The following is a 20,209-nucleotide window of genomic DNA, read 5'->3' as shown; positions in this document are numbered from 1 at the left end:
CGCGGTTCTTGCGCGAGGGGTCCGCTAGGGCGCCGGCTTTTGCGGCATCGCCGATCCGGCGGCGAAGGCTGCGCCGGGCGCGAAGGGCGCGCCGCAGGGTTTGGCGGCGAGCCGGGGCGGCTTGCCGATGTCGGCGGCGGTGAAATCGATGGGCGCGCCATCGGTTCCGATATGCCGCTGCTCGGGCGTCGTCGCCAGCGTCACGATCGCGATGCCGTTCTGGAAATCGCCCAAACCCGGGAACACCGGCGCGACGGTCCACCGGCCCTGCTTGTCGATGATCCCCCAAAGCTTGCCGCAGGCGACCGACGCCAGGCCCGAATGGAATTGCGGCAGGCCGGAAGCATCGCCGTAGTTAAAGGAAGCGTTGCCGGCGATAAAGCTTGCTGGGATCGCGACGCGCCCTGAATTGTCGATGAAGCCCAGACTTCTGTTCTTGAACTGGACGCCGGCCAGCCCCTCCGAGAAGTCGGCGGCCTGGAGAAAATCGAAGGGAGTGGCGGCGCGTCCGTGCGGGTCGAAGAAGCCACAGCGGTCGTTCCGGCACGCCCACAGGAGATCCTCCTCGACCTTGCCGACGCTGTCGAACTGGTCGGGCGCGATCGCGCGCCCGTCCTTGTCGACGATTTTGTGCAGGTAATAAACGTCCTCGCCGCCGGATCGCTTAGGGTCGAGCGAGTCCAGCGCGAACAGGCCGCCGCCGAGCGCTTCGATGTCGTCATTGGGCGGCGAGACGACAAAGGCGCCGTTTTCGTCGATGATCCCGGCGGCGGCGCCGCTCATCGTGTACGAGCCGCGCTTGCGGTTGTAGGAACCATAGGAGACGATCGCGCGCCCGCCTGAAAATGAGCCGCCTTCGGCGGCGAATTTCGCGGGGATCGCGACGCTTCCCTTGCGATCGAGATAGCCCCATCTGTCGCCGATCCTGACCGGCGCCAGCCCCTCCGAGAAGTCGCCGACCGCGTCGAATTGCTCGGGGATGGCGAGGGCGCCGTCGCGCCCGATGAAGCCCCATTTGCCCGCTTCGCCCACGCCCCTGACCGCGGCGAGGCCGTCGGCGAACGGAGCGGCGTCGCCAAACTGCGCCTCGACGGCGAGCTTGCCGCCGCGATCGACATAGCCCCACAGCTTGTTGTCCGCCATGACGGGCGCCAGGCCGCCGCAGAATGGCTTGGCGTTCAAGAACAGGGGCGGAGATATCCAGGCGCCCTTGTCGTCGATGAAACCGAAGCGCTGCGGGCGCTCGTCGACGCCGACGATCAGCGCGCCCTCGGAATAAGAGGACAGGTTCACCGCGGCGCTGCCCGACTTGACGTCGTCGCGTTTGGGCGCGGCGGCAAGGCAATGCGCATTGCCCGAACAGCCTAGCACGAAGGGCACAGGACCGGCGGGGACATAGCCGCTCGTCCACGGCTGGCCGGGGACCGTTTTCGCGCAATCGGCGGCTTCGGTTGGGGGGACGCCGCCAAGAACGAGCGCGCCGAACAACAGGGCGAATCGGGCCGACATGGTCGAGGCTACGCTCCCATCTCCAGCACCACGCGAAAGCGCGCCTTGCCGCTCATCATCCGATCATAGGCCTCCTGCGCTTTTTCCAGCGGGAAGACCTCGTTCATCGAGGCGATGGCGTTGAGCTGGCTGAATTGCAGCGTGTCTTCCGAATCGGACGCCGTGCCAGAATACCAGCCTTTCACGGCGGCGCGCTTGCCGAGCAGATCCAGCGAATTGACGGTCAGGGCGCCGACCGCGCCGATGATCATCATCGTTCCGTTGACGCCGAGGCCGCCCGCGATTGCTTGCATCGCTTCGGCGTTGGTGACGGTCGCGATGATCGCCTTGGCGCCGCCCATCGCTTGCAGCGCCTTGGCCGGGTCGTCGGCGGCGCTGTCGATGTAGTCATGGGCGCCCAGCGAGCGCGCTAGCTGTTCCTTGTCGCGGCCGCGGTTCACCGCGACCGTGCGAAATCCTTGCCGCGCTGCGAACTGGATGCCCAGATGCCCGAGACCGCCGACCCCCTGGATCGCGACGAGATCGCCGGGAGCCGCGCCGCAATGGCGCAAAGCGTTGAAGGTGGTGATCCCGGCGCACAGCAGCGGCGCGGATTCGACCGAATTCATCGCCTCCGGCACATGCGCCAGCGCCGAAGCATGCACCAGCATATGCGTGGCGTAACCGCCGTCGCGCGAAACGCCGGTCGCGCCGCGCATGTTCTCGCAGGCGAAGGAATCGCCGCGCCGGCAATTACCGCAATAGCCGCAGGCGCCGCCGAACCAGCCCACGCCTACGCGCGCGCCCACGGCCCATCCGCCAACGTCAGGGCCGATGGCGTCAATCAGCCCGATCACTTCATGGCCGGGAATCCGCGGATATCTAAGCCCCGGCATATGGCCTTCGACGGTGACGGAATCGCTATGGCAGACGCCGCAGGCCTGAACCTTGATGCGCACCTCATGCGCGCCGGGTTCGGGCAGATCGCGCTCCTGCATCTGCAGGGGCTGGCCTGGCTTGAGAACAATCATCGCGCGCATTTTCGACATGGCGGCCTCCTATTGGCGTCTCGCCAATTGTAGCACCTAGGCCTTTGAACCGCGAGCCGCGCCGACGGTTCGCGCTTGCCTTCAACGCCTGCTTCCAACAAGGTCGGCAAATGAGCAATTCTCCCGCCGCCGATCTCAGAGCCGCCGATCCTTATTCGCCCGATAGCGCCTACGCCTATGGGCGGTTGGCGGTATCGCTGCTGATCGCGACGATCGTCGGCGCCGGCATGTGGGCGGTCATCGTCGTATTGCCGCAGGTGCAGGTCGAATTTGGCATCGACCGCTCGGCCGCCTCCGCCCCCTATACATTCATGATGTTGGGCTTCGCCTTCGGCACGATCGTGCTCGGCCGCATGGCGGACCGGACCGGCATTGTCGTTCCCGTGCTCATTGCCGGTTCGTGTTTGGGCGTCGGCTTCGTTCTTGCGGGACTCGCGCCCAATCTACTGGTTTTCTCGGCGGCGCATGGCCTGTTGATCGGAATCGGCACGGGCACAGGTTTTGCGCCGATGATGGCCGACATTTCGCATTGGTTCGTCAAGCGGCGCGGATTGGCGGTCGTCGTCGTCGCGTCGGGCAATTATCTCGCCGGCACGATCTGGCCCTTGCTGATGAACTGGACCATGCCGCTCGTCGGCTGGCGCGAGACTTATATCGGGATCGGCGTTTTTATCGCGGCGACGGTGATTCCGCTCGCCCTGTTCATGCGTCGACGGCCCTCGGCGCGGACGATGGCGCAAGCCGAAGAGGCGACCAAAATCGCCGGCGCCGATGTCGGCCTATCGTCGCGATTGCTTCTGGCTCTGCTCATTGTCGCGGGATTTGCCTGTTGTGCGGCGATGTCCATGCCTCAGGTGCATATCGTCGCCTATTGCGGCGACCTCGGCTACGGCGTCGCGCGCGGCGCTGAGATGCTTTCGCTCATGCTGTTCCTCGGCATCGTCTCGCGCATCGGTTCGGGCATTGTCTCGGACGCGATCGGCGGCACGGCGACTTTGCTGATCGGCTCCTTCATGCAGGGCCTGGCGCTGCTGCTCTATCTCTATTTCGACGGACTGACGTCGCTGTTTGTCGTCTCCGGCATTTTTGGCCTGTTTCAGGGCGGCATCGTGCCGATGTATGCGGTGATCTGCCGCGAGCTTCTGCCGCCGCGCGAAGCCGGCGCCAAGATCGGGCTTGTCGTGTCGGCGACCATCGTCGGCATGGCTTTCGGCGGCTATTTTTCCGGCGTGATCTACGATCTTACAAGTTCCTACCGCATGGCCTTTCTGAACGGGGTGATGTGGAACGGGGTCAATCTCGCGGTCGTCGGCTGGCTGTTCTGGCGCCGGCAAAAACTGTCCTCCAAGCCCCGGTTCGCGGCGGCCTCCTAGCGGTGACAACCTGGCGCTTGGTCCCGCCCTGACAAGCCCGACAATCATGCCTTCGCCGGTAAATGTTTTTTCAGGGGCCTCTGGATCGGCAGCGCTCCCTTTAGACCTAATTCGCCCACCCTCGAACCGCGTCCGGCGGACCATCCGTCTTGGCGAGCGGCCTCATGCCTCTTGTGCGCGCGAACTCGACATGCAGCCAATCGCCGGAACAGGCCAGCACGCGGCGGGGCTTCACGACATCACTGTCCGGGGGTTCGCCTATGATGTCCTTGAGATTGAGGACATCGGCCGAGCCCGCGTCGGGCGACGCTTTGAGTTTCTCGCGAAGGACCTGCACGGCGATCCGATCGGCAGGGACCCAGCCGCGGCCAGAAAAGCGGATGGTTTCTGGAGGGAATTGCTCCTCGCCTTCCGGGGCTCCCTCGATCAGAAACCAGCCGTCCTTGTAGCCGATGCCCTGCGCCGTCGATAAAAACCCGCTATGGGGGCCGTCTTTGATCGGTGCGGGCAAGCGTCCGACAATGTGCGCGTTGGCGTCCGGCTCGGCGCGTACGTCCAGGCCACGGCGGTCGTCGTTGTAGGCGAGAAAGTTGCATTCGGCGATTCCGGCTAGTAGCGGCGACCAGGGGTAGTTGAACTGCCGCAACCGGCAGCCTTCATCGTCGTAATCGGGACACGATCGGTCGGTCCAGCCGATGACGGTTCCGTCGCGCGACGCCGGCGCCCCGGCCACGGTTTTCACCCCGGGCTGGCGAATCTCGACCTCGAGCCACGGGCCTGCGCAATCGACGATGCGACTGACGGGAACGGTGAAGGGTTCAAAATAGGCGGTCGAGCTATTTTCGGAGTTGCCGATGAGATAGGCGAGGTCGGGCGCAGCGTTGTCCGGCGCCGCTTTGAGCGTCTCGCGAAAGAGGCGCGTCGTCAAAGATCGCCCCTCGACCCACCCTTTGCCGACCGCGCTTTCGATCAGCAGCCAGCCGTCCTCGGCACCGAGGACCTGGACGCTCGCCCCGACAGGACCCTGGTCTTTTTCTTCGACGTTGGAGATATAGCCGAGCACTTTCGCGCTGGCGTTCGGCGTCTCATGGAGCGCCAGTCCCCGCGCGCTCTTGTCGGCGCTCTGCGCCTTGAAGGCGCAAGCGGTCTTGCCCTGCGCCGGCCCGGCCGCCAAGACCCCAACGACCGACGCGACGACCAGGATTGACATACCGCGCCTACGATCCGGCATCGCGCTCATCCAATCCTGGCGGGACTTTTGTTTTATTGTAGCACGCCCGTCATTAACGAAGCCGACCCACGGGAACCCTCGATTTGATCGGGGTTTTGGGGCGGGCAGCTCTCAAAAGCTGTTTGTGACAGCGTGCAGATATCAAAGAGACCGTGCGAAAAGTCGGCGCCGTTCGCTCGGACTCGAAAGTGGACGCTGTTTTGGGGCATTCTGGTCCATTACGGGCTCTACAATCGAAAGTATTCGATCTCAGCGCGGTCAATTTTGGCCCCTTCGCGAGTTTTCGCACGGGCTGCAAGAATTTCGCTCGCTTCCTTCGGTCTCGAAAAATCAGCAACTTACGCTGCGCAGAAATCAGGGGCAGACGTCTGCTTCCCCCCACAGCGGCTCTTCGAGGGAGGTACCAAGCGTTTGATTTTGACCACAGCGCCTGCGCCGCGACAATCCCGTAAGTCCTGACGATATCCTGCGCCCGGGCGGCTTTCGACGCTTGCCCGGAACGCCGGATTTCGACAGCATGCGGTCCGGGATCTTCGGCGATTTCGCGCGGCGCGGGCGTTCAACATCGACGGGGACAATCAACAATGCGCAACATCCAATCCGCGGCCAAGGCGCCGTCACAGACGCCGCGCGCGGCGAGAGCGACTTATTTCTTGATGGCCGTGCTCGCAGGCGGCTGTTTCGCCTCGGCGGCGGGCGCGCAAGCGCTCGATACCAGCCAATTGCCGCATGCGGCGGGCGCCAAGCAAATCTATGCGAGCGCGCCGACGACGATCTATGCCGTCCCCGATCCCGTCGCGCAGACGGCCGAGGAGACCGACAAGGCGCTCGCCGCCGACGGCTGGCGACAATATCTGCCGCCCAATGCAGAGCAGATCAAGAATGCGGACCAGCAAATCCTGACCTTCAAGAAGGGACCGCAGGCGCTGACGGCGCTGATCACGGTCCCGCCGGGCGGCGCCAAAACAGCCAATGTCAATTATGTCGCCCTGGCGCTCGCCAACGACCTGCCGTTTCCGCCTGATGCGAGCGATATCGCGTATAGTCCGGATACGCCCTATCTCTCCTGCGTCAGCGCTCAGCCGATCGAGGCGATGCTGGATTTCTTCCGCAATGGGCTCGGCGCCCTGGGGTGGTCGCCGGCGCCGATGGCGGAAGGCGCGAAGCCGGCGGCCGCTGGCGCGAAAGCGGCGCACGCCTATTTCGTTCGCGCCGATCATCTGCCCCTTCTGCTTGTCGTGCAGCGCGGCGACGACGGTAAAAGCAAAGTGGAGCTGAAGAGCGTGCCGGCCGAACTCCTGGCGGCGGAAAGCCTGCCGGCAAAGCCTGCGCCGGCGGCCGCGGAGATCGAGAAGCCGAAAGCGCCTGCCGACGACGCGGGCGATGCGCTCTTCAAACAGGCGCAGCAGATGCAGGACGAGGCGATCGCGCAGGCTCTGGCGGCCGCCAAGGCGCCAGCCGCGCCGGCGCCCAGCAGTCCCGTCGCGGCCTTGGCCGCGCTGGCGGGGAGCAACGCTTCCATTCCATTGCCCGAGACCGCCGAAGACGTGGATTTCGACGGGGCGGAAGGCAAGCTCGAATTCAACAGCGCTTCAAACGTCAAATCCGTGGCGGCGTTCTTCCGCGCGGCGATGAAGCCGCTCGGCTGGAAAGAACAGCCGTCCGTCATCGACAAACCCAATATGGTCCAACTCGACTTCGCCAAAGCGGGCAAGGATATCTCGCTCACGATCATGCAAATGGGCAAGCAGACGAGCGTCACCGGCAGCGGCGAGGGGCTCGTCAACGGCGCCGCCACGCCCGGCTCCGAAGCGGCCGCCGCGCCCGCGGCGCCAGCCGAGCTTGAATCGGAAGATAGCGGGGGCTTCCCGGTTCCCAGGAGCCACACGGCGAGCGGAAACGAACAGACGCCGTTCCGCCATGGGCTCACGGCCGACGTCCCCGCCGATATGGCCGCCGTGCTCGCCTTCTATCGCCGCGAACTCGGCAAGCTCGGCTGGAAAGAACTGACCGAAGGGGCGATCCTCAAGCCGGATCAGGCCGTGCTTGCCTTCTCCACGCCGGATGGGCCGGCCCTTCTCAAGCTGGTCCATAGGGACGACGACACCAGCATTTCGCTCGTCGTGCGCGACCATGACAAGGCTGCCAAAGCCGGCATGCTGCCTAAACCAGGCCAGGTCAGACTGATGCTCGGCAACGTGACGGGCGGCGAGGCCATCCTCACCATCAACAAACAGACGATCAAAGTCGCCGCTGGCGTCGGCGCCAAGGGACCGGACGGCCCCAAGCTCGATCTGCCGCCGGGCAAATATAAGATCGCGTTCAAAGTCGCGGGGCAGCCGGCCAATGCCGACGAGGTGGAAGTCGGCGCGGACGAGACCTGGGGCGTCATGGTCGGCCCGGGCGGCTTGCTGCCGTTGCAGGTGTATTGAGGGGGAGGGCGGCCTGGGGAAAACAAAACTCAGGCCGCGATGCCCTTCAGCCACGCGATGAGATCGTGCGTGACCTCATCGCGGTTGGTCCTGTTTTGAGTGGCGATGACCCAAACTCAATTTCGGCTGTCGCCCCTCAATGATTGAACTGCGTCGCGTTCTGCGACGTCGTCACCATCGTATTATAGTCATTGACGATCCACGTCAGATCGCCGCCGCCGGCGCGCCTGGCGTCGCCTTTGGCGCGGTCGATCTTCTCCTGGAAATCGCGCAGCTTGCCCAGCAATGAGCGCGGCTGCGATTCGAACACGAAGAAAGCGTTCGGATTGCTCGCGCCATACGTATCCATGTCCTTCACCGCGGCGGAATAGTCGAGGATCGCCGCGTCGAAAGGCGCGACGTCGATCACAGGCTTGGCGGTGGAGGGCAGCAGGTCCATCACGTGCTGCGCGCGCATCATGACATTGGCGACATGCCAATTGGCCTTGCGGCCTTCGCGCTTTTCGATCGAGGCGAGCCGGGCCGCGTCGACCTTCGCCTTCTCGGCCGTGACGATGTTGTCGAGCCGCGCCCGTGTGGCGAGAAAGGGTTCGGCGGCGGCGACGATTCTCGCGTGCAGCGCCTTGCCGCCCCCCATCTTGTCGTCCTTGTAGTCCTTGCGCTCGTAATAGGCGCTAGCCTCGTTGAGGATAGGGCCGAGCGCCGCATTGGCCGCGATATAGTCGCGCATCGCGCTGTCGAGTTCGGGCAGCAGGGGTTCCTGCGTTAAGGCGGCGGTAGCGGCGGCGGCTTCTCGCGTCGTGTCGTAGACGCTGTAGAGGCCGTAGATGATCGATTCATGTCCGGTCGGGCCGGTCTTCATATTGACCCAGCTCTTGTAGCGATCGATCGACTGAACCGCGCGCAAGGTCCGGTTCATGAACTCGACATAGGCGTTGAACTTGGCGGTGGTCGCCTCGAGGCCGGCTTCATTCGTGTTGGCGTTCGCGGAATCGGCCGGCGGATCCTGCGCCTGGGCCGCGCCAGCGCTAGCAAGCATCGCCAGGACAAGCGCCGCGCCTAGTTTACCAACCCATGCCATATCGCCCTCCAGTTTCGCTTCGATGCGAGATTTCTCGTCTCGCGACCTTACGGGATTGCCGTTGGCCTGTCGCAGGGGAGAACGCGGGCCGGACAATCTTGGGCTTGCTCCACGACGAGAGGCGCGCGAAGCTCGCTCCATGGTTGCAACTGCGCTCGGCGCCGCCCGCTTCGTTTTTCCTGACCTGAAAACCCTTCTCGCCAAGGCGTCGCCGCCGCGCTCGGGCGATTGCCTCGCCGGCGTCGCGGCCGATAGCGCGCAAGAACGCGTCGCCGCGCAAATCGCGCTTGCCGATCTGCCGCTCGCGACCTTTCTCAACGAGGTCGTCATCCCCTATGAGGATGACGAAATCACGCGGCTGATCATCGATCGCCACGCCGCCGCCGCTTTCGCGCCCGTCGCATCGCTGACCGTTGGCTCTTTTCGCGATTGGCTGCTGTCGGACGCGGCGACCGATACAAGCCTGGCTGCGCTGGCGCCGGGATTGACGCCGGAAATGGTCGCGGCGGTCGCCAAGATTGCGCGCAACCAAGATTTGATCCTGATCGCGGCCAAATGCCGCGTGACGACGCGCTTCCGCAACACGATCGGCTTGCCGGGCCGCCTGTCGGCGCGCCTGCAGCCCAATCATCCGACCGATGATCCCCAAGGCATTCTCGCCAGCGTCATCGACGGGTTGTTGCTGGGCTGCGGCGACGCGGTGATCGGCGTCAATCCCGCACTCGACAGCCCCCAGCGTTGCGGCGAATTGCTGCGCCTGATCGACGATCTGCGTCAGCGGCTCGATCTGCCGACGCAATCCTGCGTCCTGACCCATGTCACCACGACGCTGCAATTGATCGGCGAGGGCGCGCCTGTCGATCTTGCGTTCCAGTCGATCGGCGGGACTGAAGCGACCAATCGCAGCTTTGGAATCGATCTCGCGCTGCTGCGCGAAGCGCATGAGGCGACGCTGTCGCTGCGCCGCGGGACGGTGGGCGACAATTGCATGTATTTCGAGACGGGGCAGGGGAGTTCATTGTCGGCGGGCGCGCATCACGGCTGCGACCAGCAGACGCTGGAGGCGCGCGCCTATGCCGTTGCGCGCGCGTTCCGGCCGCTGCTCGTCAATAGCGTCGTGGGCTTCATCGGGCCGGAATATCTGTTCGACGGCAAGCAAATTATCCGTGCAGGATTAGAGGATCACTTCTGCGGCAAGCTGCTCGGTCTGCCGATGGGCTGCGACGTCTGCTACACCAACCATGCCGAAGCGGACCAGAATGATATGGACATCCTGCTCACGTCGCTCGCCGTGGCCGGCGTCACTTTCGTGATGGGCGTGCCCGGCGCCGACGATGTGATGCTGAACTACCAGAGCACCTCGTACCATGATGTGCTGGCGACGCGTCAGATGCTCGACCTCAAACCGGCGCCCGAGTTTGCGGACTGGCTGACGAGCGTGGGGCTCATGGATGAACGCGGTTTGATCCGGCCGGAGGCGCTGCCCGCGCGGTTTTTGCCATTGCTTAGCTAGGGCGTGGATTGACTGGCGCGCCAGTTGTCTTTTTCGCCGCGATCCCACAATGTTGGGCGCATGACGGGCGCCCTCTCTTAAGGGGGGCGTCATTGATGGAGTAAAATTCATTGGTCGCGTCCGACGCACAATCTGGCTTGCCTCCCGAACCACAGGCGGTGGTTCAGCCTTTGACTCGCGCCGCGATTTTTCTCGTCGCAACCGTAAATTCCGGCGGCGCCAGTCGTGAGGCCGTCCGATCGTTTTGCGGCGACCTCCCGGCGCTGTTACGCGCCGTTGGTTTTCGCGATATTGAGGGAAACCTCTCCTGCGTGATGGGGATTGGATCGGAAGCGTGGGATAGGCTCTTTGGCCAACCACGGCCCGCCGAACTGCATCCTTTTCGGGAAATCAGGGCCGGCGCGCGCCATGCTGTCGCGACGTCAGGCGATCTGCTCTTTCACATTCGCGCCAAACGCATGGATCTTTGTTTCGAATTGGCGGCGCAGATCATGACCCGGCTCGGCGATGCGGTGACTGCGGTCGACGAGGTGCATGGCTTTCGCTATTTCGACGACCGCGATCTCATCGGCTTTGTCGACGGCACGGAGAATCCGACGGCGCAAACGGCGATCGACGCCGCTTATCTCGGCCCCGAAGACGCGCCTTTCGCGGGCGGCAGCTATGTGATCGTGCAAAAATATTTGCACGATGTGGCCGGCTGGAATGCGCTGCCCACCGAAACGCAGGAGCGCATTATCGGGCGCGCCAAACATTCGAACATCGAACTTGACGATTCCGTGAAGCCGACTTACGCCCATAACGCGCTGACGACGATCGTCGAGGATGGCAAGGAAATCAAGATCATCCGCGACAACATGCCGTTCGGCCGCGTCGCCGAGAAGGAATTCGGCACCTATTTCATCGGCTACGCGCGTTCGCCGCGAACGATCGAGCAGATGTTGGAAAATATGTTCGTCGGCCGTCCTCCCGGCAATTACGATCGTTTGCTCGATTTCAGCGTCGCCAAGACCGGCAATCTGTTCTTCGCGCCGTCCGCGACTTTTTTGGAAAACGTCGGAGACGACGCGCCGCCAGCCTCGCAAGAACTTTCGGCTGCGCCCGCCGTTGCGACGTCGCCGCCAACACCCAAACGCGACGGCTCGCTCGGCATCGGTTCGCTTAAAGGAGACCCGGCTCATGAATAACCTTCACCGCGCGCTTGCCCCGATATCCGACGACACCTGGTCTCAGATCGAGGAGGAGGCGTCGCGCACCATCAAGCGCTATCTCGCCGGCAGGCGCGTCGTCGATGTGGAGGGCCCCAGCGGCGTCGCCACCTCCGCCATCGGCACGGGCCATTTGCGCAATGTCGCGGCGCCAGGCGAGGGAATCCTCGCCCGACAGCGCGAGGTCAAAGCGCTTGTCGAACTGCGCGTTCCCTTCGAACTCGATCGCCAACAGATCGATGACGTGGAGCGCGGCGCTAACGATTCGGATTGGCAGCCCGTGAAAGATGCGGCGCGGCTGTTGGCCTTTGCAGAAGACCGAGCGATCTTCGAAGGCTATGCCGCCGCCGGCATCGGCGGCATTCGCCAGGGAACCAGCAATCCCGTGGCGCCGCTACCGGCTGACATACGCGCCTATCCCGACGCCATCGCCCAGGCGCTCAGTCAATTGCGGCTCGTCGGCGTCAATGGTCCCTATTCCGTATTGCTGAGCGCCGACGCCTATACGGGCTTGAGCGAGACCAGCGACCACGGCTATCCCGTCCTGGAGCACATCAAGCGCCTCGTGGAAGGACAAATCATCTGGGCTCCAGCGATTTCCGGCGCCTATGTGCTCACGACCCGCGGCGGCGATTTCGGCCTGTATATCGGCGAGGATGTGTCGATCGGCTATCTCAGCCACGATGACAAGAAGGTCCGGCTTTACCTTGAGGAGACGTTCACCTTCCTCGTCCTGACGGCGGAGGCTTCCGTTGCGCTGACGGGCGCTCGGGCGAAGGCTGGCGAATAGAGCGGAATGATTCTTGAGCGAATCGATCTATCGTCATTGCGAGCGGAGCGAAGCAACCCAGGCGCCGTGACTTTTGCCAGATTATTTTGAAGTTCGATCGTTGATGTGCGAGGGAAGCCGGGCGGCAAGGCTCATTGGGAGAGGCCACGACCCCTGGGTTGCTTCGCTCCGCTCGCAATGACGATCGGCGGTTCCACCTTTCGCGCTAACGTGCGATCACAGCGACTTGCTCATGTGGACCGCGACACCGCCTTTGAACTCTTCTTCGCGGTCCACGCGGTAGCCGAGGCGCTCGTAGAGCCGCACATTCCCGGCAAAAAGCTTGTTGGTGTAGAGTCTCGTTTCGCGGAAGCCTGACGCCCTCGCCGCCTCTTCGGCGTGGGCCATCAGTTTTCGGCCGAAACCGCGCCGTTGGAAGGATGGCGACACCGCGACATTCTCGATGAGCAGGTGATCGGCTTTCGGGATTGTCTCGATGAGGGCGGCCAGCTTCCCCTCGATGTAGAGGAGGTCAAATCGGTGTTTTCGCACCGCCTCGTCATAGTCCGCCGTCATCGGTTGGGGCTCGCGGCCGATGATCGGAATCCATTTGGCGTAAGCCTCCCGCGTCAATTTCCGGATCGATGCGGCGTCCGCGGCGATCGCGCGCCGTAGCTCCAAGGCATCGCTCACTTTCCCGTCCTTCATCTTCCCCGCCCGTTCCCCCGTCAGACTGAATGACGCGCCGAAAGCATCGATCGAAACGGTAGATGGGGAAAGGCTTCGAAAGCAAGAACCGGAGCGCCATGGGTGAACCGTCCGGCTATTCCTTGCCGGAAAGGAGACACTCATGACTTTTCAAATCCGAGCGCTCGATCAGGACGCTTTCCTAGGGTTCTTCGCCATGTCCGATGGCGAGTTGGCCAATCATGGCGCCGTTCGTCGCATCGCCACCGCCAAGCCAGGCTTTCCTTGCCGGGTTAGTCTTGCCGACGCGGAGATCGGCGATGAGCTCATTCTCATAAACCATATGCATCAGCCTCACGCTTCCCCCTACCGGGCTTCTCATGCGATTTTCGTTCGAAAAGGAGTGGAGACCGCAAAGCCGATGATCGGCGAGACGCCTCAATTTTTCCGCGCGAGGGCGCTTTCGTTGCGAGCGTTTGACAGCGAGGCGATGATTGTCGCCGCCGAACTCATGCTGGATGGAGAAAATCTCGGGCCGGCGCTGGACAAGCTTTTCGATATCGAGAAGGTTTCGTATGTCCACATTCATTTTGCGAAGTTCGGATGCTATGCGGCCCGGGCTGATCGCGTCTGAAGGGAGGGTTACGATGACCGATCATCCCCGTGACAAATAGTTCGCTCTCGTGTCACTGATCGTCCTCCTTTTCCAGAACGCCGATGCCTGTCGCCTTCGATAATTGTTCGAGCGGGTAGAAGGCGTCTTTTCCCTGAATGCTTGGCTTGTCGCATGTATCGCGAAACGTCGTGTTTTCCGCTTTCGGCGTCTCGGCGGCCAATTGGTAGAAATCGTCGTTCGAGTCTGGACCGGTGGCGACATATTCCAGCGCGTAATGCATAGTTCCGATATAAAAAGAAACGCCATAGGCCCCCGATCTTATATACTGCGTATGGACGAGATCGATATGTCCCTTGGGTGGGATTTTGGTGGGGGGATAAGCGAGCTCGACGGCGTTCGCCTTGCCGAACCGATATTGCATGTAGCCCGACGACGGCGAGAGATCTCGCGAAGAGCACAGCGAGACGATCTTCCTGCTTTCAGTCAATCGACAGGAAAAAATCACACGCTCGTCGCGCGCGCAGAGCGACGATTGAGCCTCGGCCAATGCGGGAACGAGGGTCAGTCCGGCCATCGCGGCCGCCCATAGCAAAGTCTTTTGAGGGCTGGGCATGTCGGGAAGGGCCTTCATTGCGAACGGTTCATGGGCTAGGAGTTTACGGGATGGCCCCTGTCTCGCCTAGGAATAGCCATGCCCGGAGCAAAGTCCATGAGCCTGCCTCCATCCGGCCGTGAGGAATCCCTCGTCCGTCCGCATTACGACGACGTCGTACGCGCGGCCGAACGGCTTGAGGGCGTTGCGCATAGAGCGCCGGTTCACACGTCGAGAACGGCGAATGAACGCACCAGGGCCGAACTCTTCTTCAAATGTGAGAATTTTCAACGCGGCGGCGCCTTCAAGTTCCGCGGCGCCTATAACGCGGTCGCGGCGCTTTCCAGCGAGCAGCGTCGGCGCGGAATCGTCACCTATTCCTCGGGAAATCACGCTCAGGCCCTTGCCTATGCCGGCAAATTGCAGGGCGTCGAGGCGACGATCATCATGCCGAACGACGCCCCCGAGATGAAGGTGGCCGCAACCCGCGGCTATGGCGGGCATGTGCAGTTCTATGACCGCTATAGCGAAGACCGGGAGGAGATCGGCCGTCGATTGGCGGCGGACCGCGGTCTTGCGCTGATCCCGCCCTATGATCATCCCGACGTCATCGCCGGGCAGGGCACGAGCGCCCGGGAATTGATCGAGAGCGTCGGTCAACTCGATATTCTAATTGCGCCGCTCGGCGGCGGCGGCCTCCTTGCGGGCTCGGCGATCGCTGCGAAGCATCTCTCGCCCTCCGTCAAGGTAATCGGCGTCGAGCCGGAGGCGGGGAACGATGGCGTCCAATCCTTTCGCAAGGGCGAGGTCGTGCATATCCCACCGCCGAAGTCGATCGCCGACGGCGCGATCGTCACTCATCTCGGCTATCATAATTTCCCGATTATTCAGGACCTCGTCGACGACATTGTCACGGTCTCCGATGCGCAGCTTATCGAGGCGATGCGCTTCTTCGCCGAGCGCATGAAGATGGTCGTCGAGCCGACGGGCTGTCTGGGCGCGGCGGCGGCGCTGGGCAATATCTATCCGGTTGAAGGCAAGCGGGTCGGCGTGATCCTAAGCGGCGGCAATGTCGATATCGCCCGCTTTTGCGCACTGCTGGCCGCTTAAGGCGATCACGGCGGCTGACGATTCATAGATCAGTGCAAATTGGCCGTCGGCAAATGCCAATGCTGCCATACGGCGACCACGCGCAGGATACAGCAAACGGCTCCCCCTAAGAGGGCGGCCATTTTCGGCCCGATTTGCATCTGGCGTGCGATGACAAGCACGGCGGCGCCCGCGATAGCCGCGGTTGCGAGAAAGTCGACGCGCAGCACCGCGGGGATCTGGGCCAGCAGGATGTCGCGAATGGTGAATCCGCCAGCGCCGCTGATCGCGCCCATCATCACCGCCGCTATCGGGGTCAGCTTGTATTCCAACGCTTTTTCGGCGCCGGAGACGGCCAGCAGGGAAAGGCCGACCGCATCCACGACAACCAGAAGGCTCTCTGGAATCTGTTCGACGGCGTGATAAGCGAAAAAAGTCAAAATGCCGCCAAGCAGCGCAACCGTGACAAGGGGCCAGCCGCGCAGGGCTTCGGGCGGGTGTTCGCCGACCAGAATATCCCGAATCACGCCGCCACCCATCGCAGTGGCGAGCGAGATGACGAGAACGCCGAGCGCGTCCAGTCCGCTGACGGCCGCTATCGATGCGCCCTGAATCGACAGGACAAACGTGCCGGCCAAATCGATCGCGCGAAAGAAGCTTGTGTCCGTTGTCGCCATCGCGAATGCTTCGCCCAATTGCTTCCAATGAGAAAGTTCACCACTCCTCGATGGATGAATGGCGTCGCCTCATCCTATCTGCGAGCCTCGGGCAAAGAAAGCTGCGCCGTTGTTGTCGCCTCCATCTCAGACCGCTTGCGTCAGCTCCGCTGAATCGACTGCCGCCGCCCGCAATCGCGCCGCGTCGCGCCCTGGCGGCGCGCCGAACAGGCGAGAGTATTCGCGGCTGAATTGCGAGGGGCTTTCGTAACCCACGGCAAAGCCGACGCTCGCGGCGTCGTCCTGTTGGGCGAGGACGCGGCGGCGCGCTTCCTGCAGCCGGATCAGCTTTTGAAACTGCAGCGGACTCATCGCCGTCACCGCTTTGAAATGGCGGTGAAACGAGGAGGGGCTCATATTGGCGACCGCCGCGAGCGTCTCAATGCGGAAGGGCCGCTCGTAATTCTCCTTGATCCATTTGATCGCGCGGTTGATCTGCGACAGGCGGCTGTCGCGAAGCGCGATCTGGCGCAGCATCGCGCCCTGCGGGCCGAGCATCAGGCGATAGAGAATTTCGCGCTCCGCCAGCGGCGCCAGAATCGCAATGTCGCGCGGCCGGTCGAGCAGGCGCACAAGCCGCAAGACAGGATCGAGCAAGTCCGCCGTCAGCGGGCTCACCGCCAAGCCGGCTAATGGTTTCCCCTCGTCCGCGCTTTCGGGCATGTCGAGCAGCATCGCCGCCAGCGTTGCGGGATCGAGGCCGATGCGCATCGCGAGATAGGGCGTCTGTTCGCTCGCCTCGCAGACTTCGGCGCTGATGGGCAAATCGACCGAACCAATGAGATATTTCGCCGAATCATATTCGAAGCGCTTTTCGCCGAGCATGACGCGTTTGCGTCCCTGCGCGACGATGCAGAGCGACGGTTGATGCAAGGATCCCACCGGGACAGTTGGCGCGTTCGCGCGCATCAGCGTTACGCTCGGGATCGCCGTTGGCCATCGCGGGGCGTCGCAATGCCGTTCGATCAAATCGCGCAATTCGTTCAGCATTTCCATTTGGGCTCCCAAGTCCGACCTGCCGTCGGTGCCGGATCGCAGGCAAGTTCGTCCGCTCTCAGATCGGGATTGTGAGAGGATTGTGCAAGAACCTGGCGGCATTCTTCTACCGCTTTGGCGCCTGCGTCTGGCATTCCCGTCGTCCAACAGAAGGAGAATCTCATGAGCAAGACATGGTTCGTCACCGGCGCTTCGCGCGGCATTGGCGCGGCAATCGTGAAAGCGGCGCTCGCCGCCGGCGACAGGGTCGTTGCGACCGGGCGCGATCCGGCGAAAGTGGCGCAGGCTTTCGAGGCGTCGCCGGATAAGTTGCTGATCGCGGCGCTCGACGTCGCCGTCGAGACGCAGGCCGAGGCGGCCGTCGAGGCCGCGCTCGAGCGGTTCGGCGGCGTCGACGTGCTCGTCAACAACGCCGGCTATGGATTGCTGGGCCCCTTCGAGCAAAGCGAGCCAGAGCAAATCGGGCGGCAGTTCGCAACCAATGTGTTCGGCGTGTTCAATGTCACGCGCGCCGTTCTGCCCGTCATGCGCCGGCAGCGCGCCGGACGCATCTTCAACATCACTTCGATCGGCGGCTTGCGCGGCGGGCCGGGCGGCTCGCTCTATAGCGCGACCAAATTCGCGGTCGAGGGTTTTTCGGAATCGCTGGCGCTTGAAGTCGCTGAGTTCGGCATAAAGATGACGCTGGTCGAGCCGGGCTTTTTCCGGACGGATTTTCTCGATGAAAGCTCCATCCGCTACAATGACAGGCCGATCGCCGACTACGCCGCGCTTTCCACGAGGCTCAAAGAGTTCTACGGCCCGCGCAATCATCAGCAGGCGGGCGATCCGGCCAAGCTCGCCAAAGTCCTTGTCGATCTCGCGCGCCACGAGAAACCGCCGCTGCGCTTCGTCGCGGGCTCGGACGCGGCGGCGATGTTCGAGACGAAAATCGCCAGCGTCAAGGCCGAGTTGGAGGCGTGGCGCGCGCTTTCAGTGACGACCGACGGCGAATTCTGATCCTGATGGGTGAAGGACCGCAGCCCTGGTGATCGCCGCGCGCCATTTGCCGGCGCGCCGCCGCCGCATTACAAAAAATGCGACGGCGGAGGTTTTAGGCGATGGTGGAACTGCCCGAAGAGATCGATCCGCTTTGGGTGCGCCTGTGGGCGGCGACATCGGCCCGCATTGGCTTGCCCCGCGCCGGCTCTTCCCTCGCAACCTCGGCTCTGCTGGCTTTTCAGCTTGCGCATGCGCGCGCCAGGGATGCCGTGCATGAACCGCTCGACGTCCAATCGCTTGTCGCGGGGTTGCATGAACGCGGTCTTGGGCCCATGGCCTTGCACAGCGCCGCGCCCGATCGCCATGCCTATCTCGCGCGCCCCGATCTCGGCCGCCGCCTCGATGAACCGTCGCGGGCAAAGCTGGATGCCGCGCCGCGCGGCTATGACATCGCGTTCGCTGTCGTCGACGGTCTTTCAGCGCTCGCGGTCGAGCGTCATGCGCCGCCGCTTCTTGATCAGGTCCTGCCGGAATTGCGCCGTCGCGGCTGGCGGATCGGGCCAGTCGCCGTCGTCGAACAAGGCCGCGTCGCGATCGGCGATGAGATCGGCCAGACGCTTGAGGCCGCGCTTGTCGTGGCGCTGATCGGCGAGCGCCCGGGGCTCACATCGCCCGACAGCCTTGGCGCCTATATCACCTTCGCGCCGGCGATCGGGCGCAACGATTCCGAACGCAATTGTCTGTCGAATATCCGCCCCGAAGGCATGTCCTATGCGGAAGCCGCCGAGCGGTTGCTGCATCTCTGCGCGGAAGCGCTTCGGCGCAAACTGACGGGGGTCCTGCTGAAGGATGACACGCCGGGGTCCGCGCTGCTGGCCGCGCAGGCGTTCCCACAAACGGGCTAAGGGATAAGATCAGGCTTTTGGCGCCTATGCGATGAACGGCGTTGGCGCCTGTAACCCCGGCAGTTCATCATGACTCAACACGCGGCCACCCCAGAGCCAGGCAATGACGCCTCGATCCCGCTTGCGAGGCCGGAAGCCAGTTTGCAGGTAGCGATGCTGCTCAGCATGGCGGGCGGGTTTCTGGATGCTTTCACCTGGCTCGCACATGGCGGCGTCTTCGCCAATGCGCAAACCGGCAATGTCGTATTGCTGGGCGTTTTCGCGGCCGCCGGTCAATGGTCGCAGGCGATGCGCCATGTGCCGCCGATCATCGCCTTCCTGCTCGGCGTGTTCGTCGCGCATCGCTTGCGCGTTCATGGATCGCGGCGCGGCGCGCACCGCGCGGCCTTGTTCAGCTTGTCTTTCGAAATCGTTGTGCTGGCGGTCATCGCAACGCTGCCGTCGCGCTTTCCCGATCTGCCGATCGTCCTTGGGATCGCCTTTGTCGCGACGCTTCAGACGTGTAGCTTCACGATCGTGGAGGATTGGTCCTACAGTTCCGTGATGACGACAGGCAATCTGCGCCGGACGGCGGAGGCGCTGTTCGACGGGACTATGGGGCTCGGCGAGCGCGACGCGCTTCATCAGGCCCGGGTGTTTGCGACGATCTGCGCGACTTTTTGCCTTGGGGCGGGCGTCGGCGCTTTCGTAACCGACCGTCTCGCCAATGCCGCGCTTGCCGCGCCGATCGCCCTTTTGCTCGTCGCGCTGCTGCTATGCCTCAAAAGACCGGCGCACGTCTCTGATGAGACGGCGCCATAGGGAAGGGCGCCCGGCTTTTCAGGAATCGCCGGGCGCCCGATTCGATCGTTGCGCCGCTCAGATCTGCTTGAACGTGATCTTGCCGTCGTCGCCCTTCTTCCAGACGTACCAGACATAGTCGACGGTGGTGCGGTCGCCCTTCTTGTCATAGGCGATGTCGCCAATGACGGTCTTGAACGTCATGCCCGAATGCATGACTTCGGCGATCTTCTTCGGGTCGAGCGAATTGGCCTTTTCTGCCGCCTGCTTGATGATCTGCACGCCCGCATAGGAATAGAGCGTATAGCCCGCCGGGTCGAAGCCGGTCGCCTTGATGGCGGCGACAATGTCCGCCGCCGCCGGATTGTTGCGCGGCTCGGGGCCGAATGACATCAGCGTGCCTTCGACGCCGGGACCGCCGATCGAGGCGAATTCATTGTCGGTGATGCCGTCGCCCGAAATCACGATCGTCTTCACGCCCTGATCGCGCATCTGGCGGATGATCAGGCCGCCTTCGGTATGCAGGCCGCCCCACATCAGATAGTCGGCGCCGGACGCCTTGATCTTCGAGACGATCGCTGAATAATCCTTCTCGCCGGTGTTTACGCCCTCATACAAGACTTCCTTCTTGCCACCGGCGTTCATGAATCCGCGCGCGGCGTCGGCGAGGCCTTGGCCGTAGGTGGTCTTGTCGTGAAGAATC

19 protein-coding genes are annotated in these 20,209 nt (G+C 63.2%); 10 read left to right on the top strand and 9 right to left on the bottom strand.

Features of this window, described 5'->3' with window-relative positions:
* Nucleotides 1–24 precede the first annotated feature (24 nt).
* Entirely contained in the window at nt 25–1,509 is a 1,485-nt protein-coding gene (locus tag GSQ90_RS28390) for a WG repeat-containing protein (RefSeq protein ID WP_158818348.1), read from the bottom strand.
* Nucleotides 1,510–1,517: 8 nt separating this feature from the next.
* Complete coding sequence (locus tag GSQ90_RS28385; RefSeq protein WP_158818347.1) at nt 1,518–2,537, bottom strand: alcohol dehydrogenase; 1,020 nt, start codon at nt 2,535–2,537, stop codon at nt 1,518–1,520.
* Nucleotides 2,538–2,647: 110 nt separating this feature from the next.
* Here GSQ90_RS28385 and GSQ90_RS28380 point away from each other — a divergent pair, with 110 nt between their 5' ends.
* On the top strand, nt 2,648–3,910 hold the full coding sequence (locus GSQ90_RS28380; RefSeq protein ID WP_158818346.1) for an MFS transporter: 1,263 nt from the start codon (nt 2,648–2,650) through the stop codon (nt 3,908–3,910).
* Nucleotides 3,911–4,016: 106 nt separating this feature from the next.
* Here GSQ90_RS28380 and GSQ90_RS28375 read toward each other — a convergent pair whose 3' ends face one another.
* Nucleotides 4,017–5,141 carry a hypothetical protein gene (locus GSQ90_RS28375; protein ID WP_158818345.1) on the bottom strand — a complete coding sequence of 375 codons (1,125 nt, stop codon included), beginning with the start codon at nt 5,139–5,141 and terminating at the stop codon, nt 4,017–4,019.
* Between the two features lie 584 nt (nt 5,142–5,725).
* Between GSQ90_RS28375 and GSQ90_RS28370 the strand changes: the two genes are divergently transcribed.
* Nucleotides 5,726–7,573, top strand: a complete 1,848-nt coding sequence (locus GSQ90_RS28370) for a hypothetical protein (protein ID WP_158818344.1) — start codon at nt 5,726–5,728, stop codon at nt 7,571–7,573.
* A 136-nt stretch (nt 7,574–7,709) separates the two neighbouring features.
* Here the strand turns inward: GSQ90_RS28370 and GSQ90_RS28365 are convergent, their stop codons facing one another.
* The gene (locus tag GSQ90_RS28365; protein ID WP_174247542.1) at nt 7,710–8,654 is read right to left on the bottom strand and encodes a YiiG family protein; all 945 of its coding nucleotides are present in this window, start codon (nt 8,652–8,654) and stop codon (nt 7,710–7,712) included.
* 139 nt (nt 8,655–8,793) lie between these two features.
* On the opposite strand from GSQ90_RS28365, the gene GSQ90_RS28360 reads away from it, so the two are divergent.
* The 3 genes from GSQ90_RS28360 (at nt 8,794) to GSQ90_RS28350 (ending at nt 12,165) form a co-directional block, all read left to right on the top strand.
* Nucleotides 8,794–10,167: an ethanolamine ammonia-lyase subunit EutB gene (locus GSQ90_RS28360; RefSeq protein ID WP_158818343.1), complete on the top strand. Its 1,374-nt coding sequence runs from the start codon at nt 8,794–8,796 to the stop codon at nt 10,165–10,167.
* Between the two features lie 110 nt (nt 10,168–10,277).
* On the top strand, nt 10,278–11,354 hold the full coding sequence (locus tag GSQ90_RS28355; protein ID WP_256366636.1) for a Dyp-type peroxidase: 1,077 nt from the start codon (nt 10,278–10,280) through the stop codon (nt 11,352–11,354).
* Nucleotides 11,347–12,165: a family 1 encapsulin nanocompartment shell protein gene (locus GSQ90_RS28350; RefSeq protein WP_158818341.1), complete on the top strand. Its 819-nt coding sequence runs from the start codon at nt 11,347–11,349 to the stop codon at nt 12,163–12,165. Before GSQ90_RS28355 ends, GSQ90_RS28350 begins: the two co-directional genes overlap by 8 nt.
* A gap of 216 nt (nt 12,166–12,381) precedes the next feature.
* On the opposite strand, the gene GSQ90_RS28345 is transcribed toward GSQ90_RS28350, so the two are convergent.
* Nucleotides 12,382–12,837, bottom strand: a complete 456-nt coding sequence (locus GSQ90_RS28345) for a GNAT family N-acetyltransferase (RefSeq protein ID WP_246731819.1) — start codon at nt 12,835–12,837, stop codon at nt 12,382–12,384.
* A gap of 157 nt (nt 12,838–12,994) precedes the next feature.
* Between GSQ90_RS28345 and GSQ90_RS28340 the strand changes: the two genes are divergently transcribed.
* A complete protein-coding gene (locus GSQ90_RS28340; protein WP_158818339.1) occupies nt 12,995–13,465 on the top strand; it encodes a DUF1203 domain-containing protein in 471 nt (156 codons plus the stop codon).
* 52 nt (nt 13,466–13,517) lie between these two features.
* Here the strand turns inward: GSQ90_RS28340 and GSQ90_RS28335 are convergent, their stop codons facing one another.
* Entirely contained in the window at nt 13,518–14,078 is a 561-nt protein-coding gene (locus tag GSQ90_RS28335) for a hypothetical protein (protein ID WP_158818338.1), read from the bottom strand.
* 78 nt (nt 14,079–14,156) lie between these two features.
* Between GSQ90_RS28335 and GSQ90_RS28330 the strand changes: the two genes are divergently transcribed.
* Nucleotides 14,157–15,149: a threo-3-hydroxy-L-aspartate ammonia-lyase gene (locus tag GSQ90_RS28330; RefSeq protein ID WP_158818337.1), complete on the top strand. Its 993-nt coding sequence runs from the start codon at nt 14,157–14,159 to the stop codon at nt 15,147–15,149.
* 29 nt (nt 15,150–15,178) lie between these two features.
* On the opposite strand, the gene GSQ90_RS28325 is transcribed toward GSQ90_RS28330, so the two are convergent.
* Nucleotides 15,179–15,805, bottom strand: a complete 627-nt coding sequence (locus tag GSQ90_RS28325) for a trimeric intracellular cation channel family protein (protein WP_158818336.1) — start codon at nt 15,803–15,805, stop codon at nt 15,179–15,181.
* Nucleotides 15,806–15,931: 126 nt separating this feature from the next.
* The gene (locus GSQ90_RS28320) at nt 15,932–16,840 is read right to left on the bottom strand and encodes an AraC family transcriptional regulator (protein ID WP_158818335.1); all 909 of its coding nucleotides are present in this window, start codon (nt 16,838–16,840) and stop codon (nt 15,932–15,934) included.
* Between the two features lie 162 nt (nt 16,841–17,002).
* Here GSQ90_RS28320 and GSQ90_RS28315 point away from each other — a divergent pair, with 162 nt between their 5' ends.
* The 3 genes from GSQ90_RS28315 (at nt 17,003) to GSQ90_RS28305 (ending at nt 19,527) form a co-directional block, all read left to right on the top strand.
* Nucleotides 17,003–17,839: an oxidoreductase gene (locus tag GSQ90_RS28315; protein WP_158818334.1), complete on the top strand. Its 837-nt coding sequence runs from the start codon at nt 17,003–17,005 to the stop codon at nt 17,837–17,839.
* 101 nt (nt 17,840–17,940) lie between these two features.
* Nucleotides 17,941–18,726, top strand: coding sequence for an ethanolamine ammonia-lyase subunit EutC (gene eutC / locus GSQ90_RS28310; protein ID WP_158818333.1), 786 nt, complete (start codon nt 17,941–17,943; stop codon nt 18,724–18,726).
* Nucleotides 18,727–18,795: 69 nt separating this feature from the next.
* A complete protein-coding gene (locus GSQ90_RS28305; protein ID WP_158818332.1) occupies nt 18,796–19,527 on the top strand; it encodes a YoaK family protein in 732 nt (243 codons plus the stop codon).
* A gap of 57 nt (nt 19,528–19,584) precedes the next feature.
* On the opposite strand, the gene GSQ90_RS28300 is transcribed toward GSQ90_RS28305, so the two are convergent.
* The coding region (locus GSQ90_RS28300; protein ID WP_158818331.1) for a branched-chain amino acid ABC transporter substrate-binding protein at nt 19,585–20,209 on the bottom strand (625 nt) is incomplete at its 5' end.

Origin of the sequence: Methylocapsa sp. S129 (assembly GCF_009765995.1) — a bacterium.
In the GTDB taxonomy this organism is placed as follows: domain Bacteria; phylum Pseudomonadota; class Alphaproteobacteria; order Rhizobiales; family Beijerinckiaceae; genus Roseiarcus.
The sequence above is the reverse complement of the archived record's forward strand: the minus strand, read 5'-3'. Positions and strand labels throughout refer to the sequence as shown.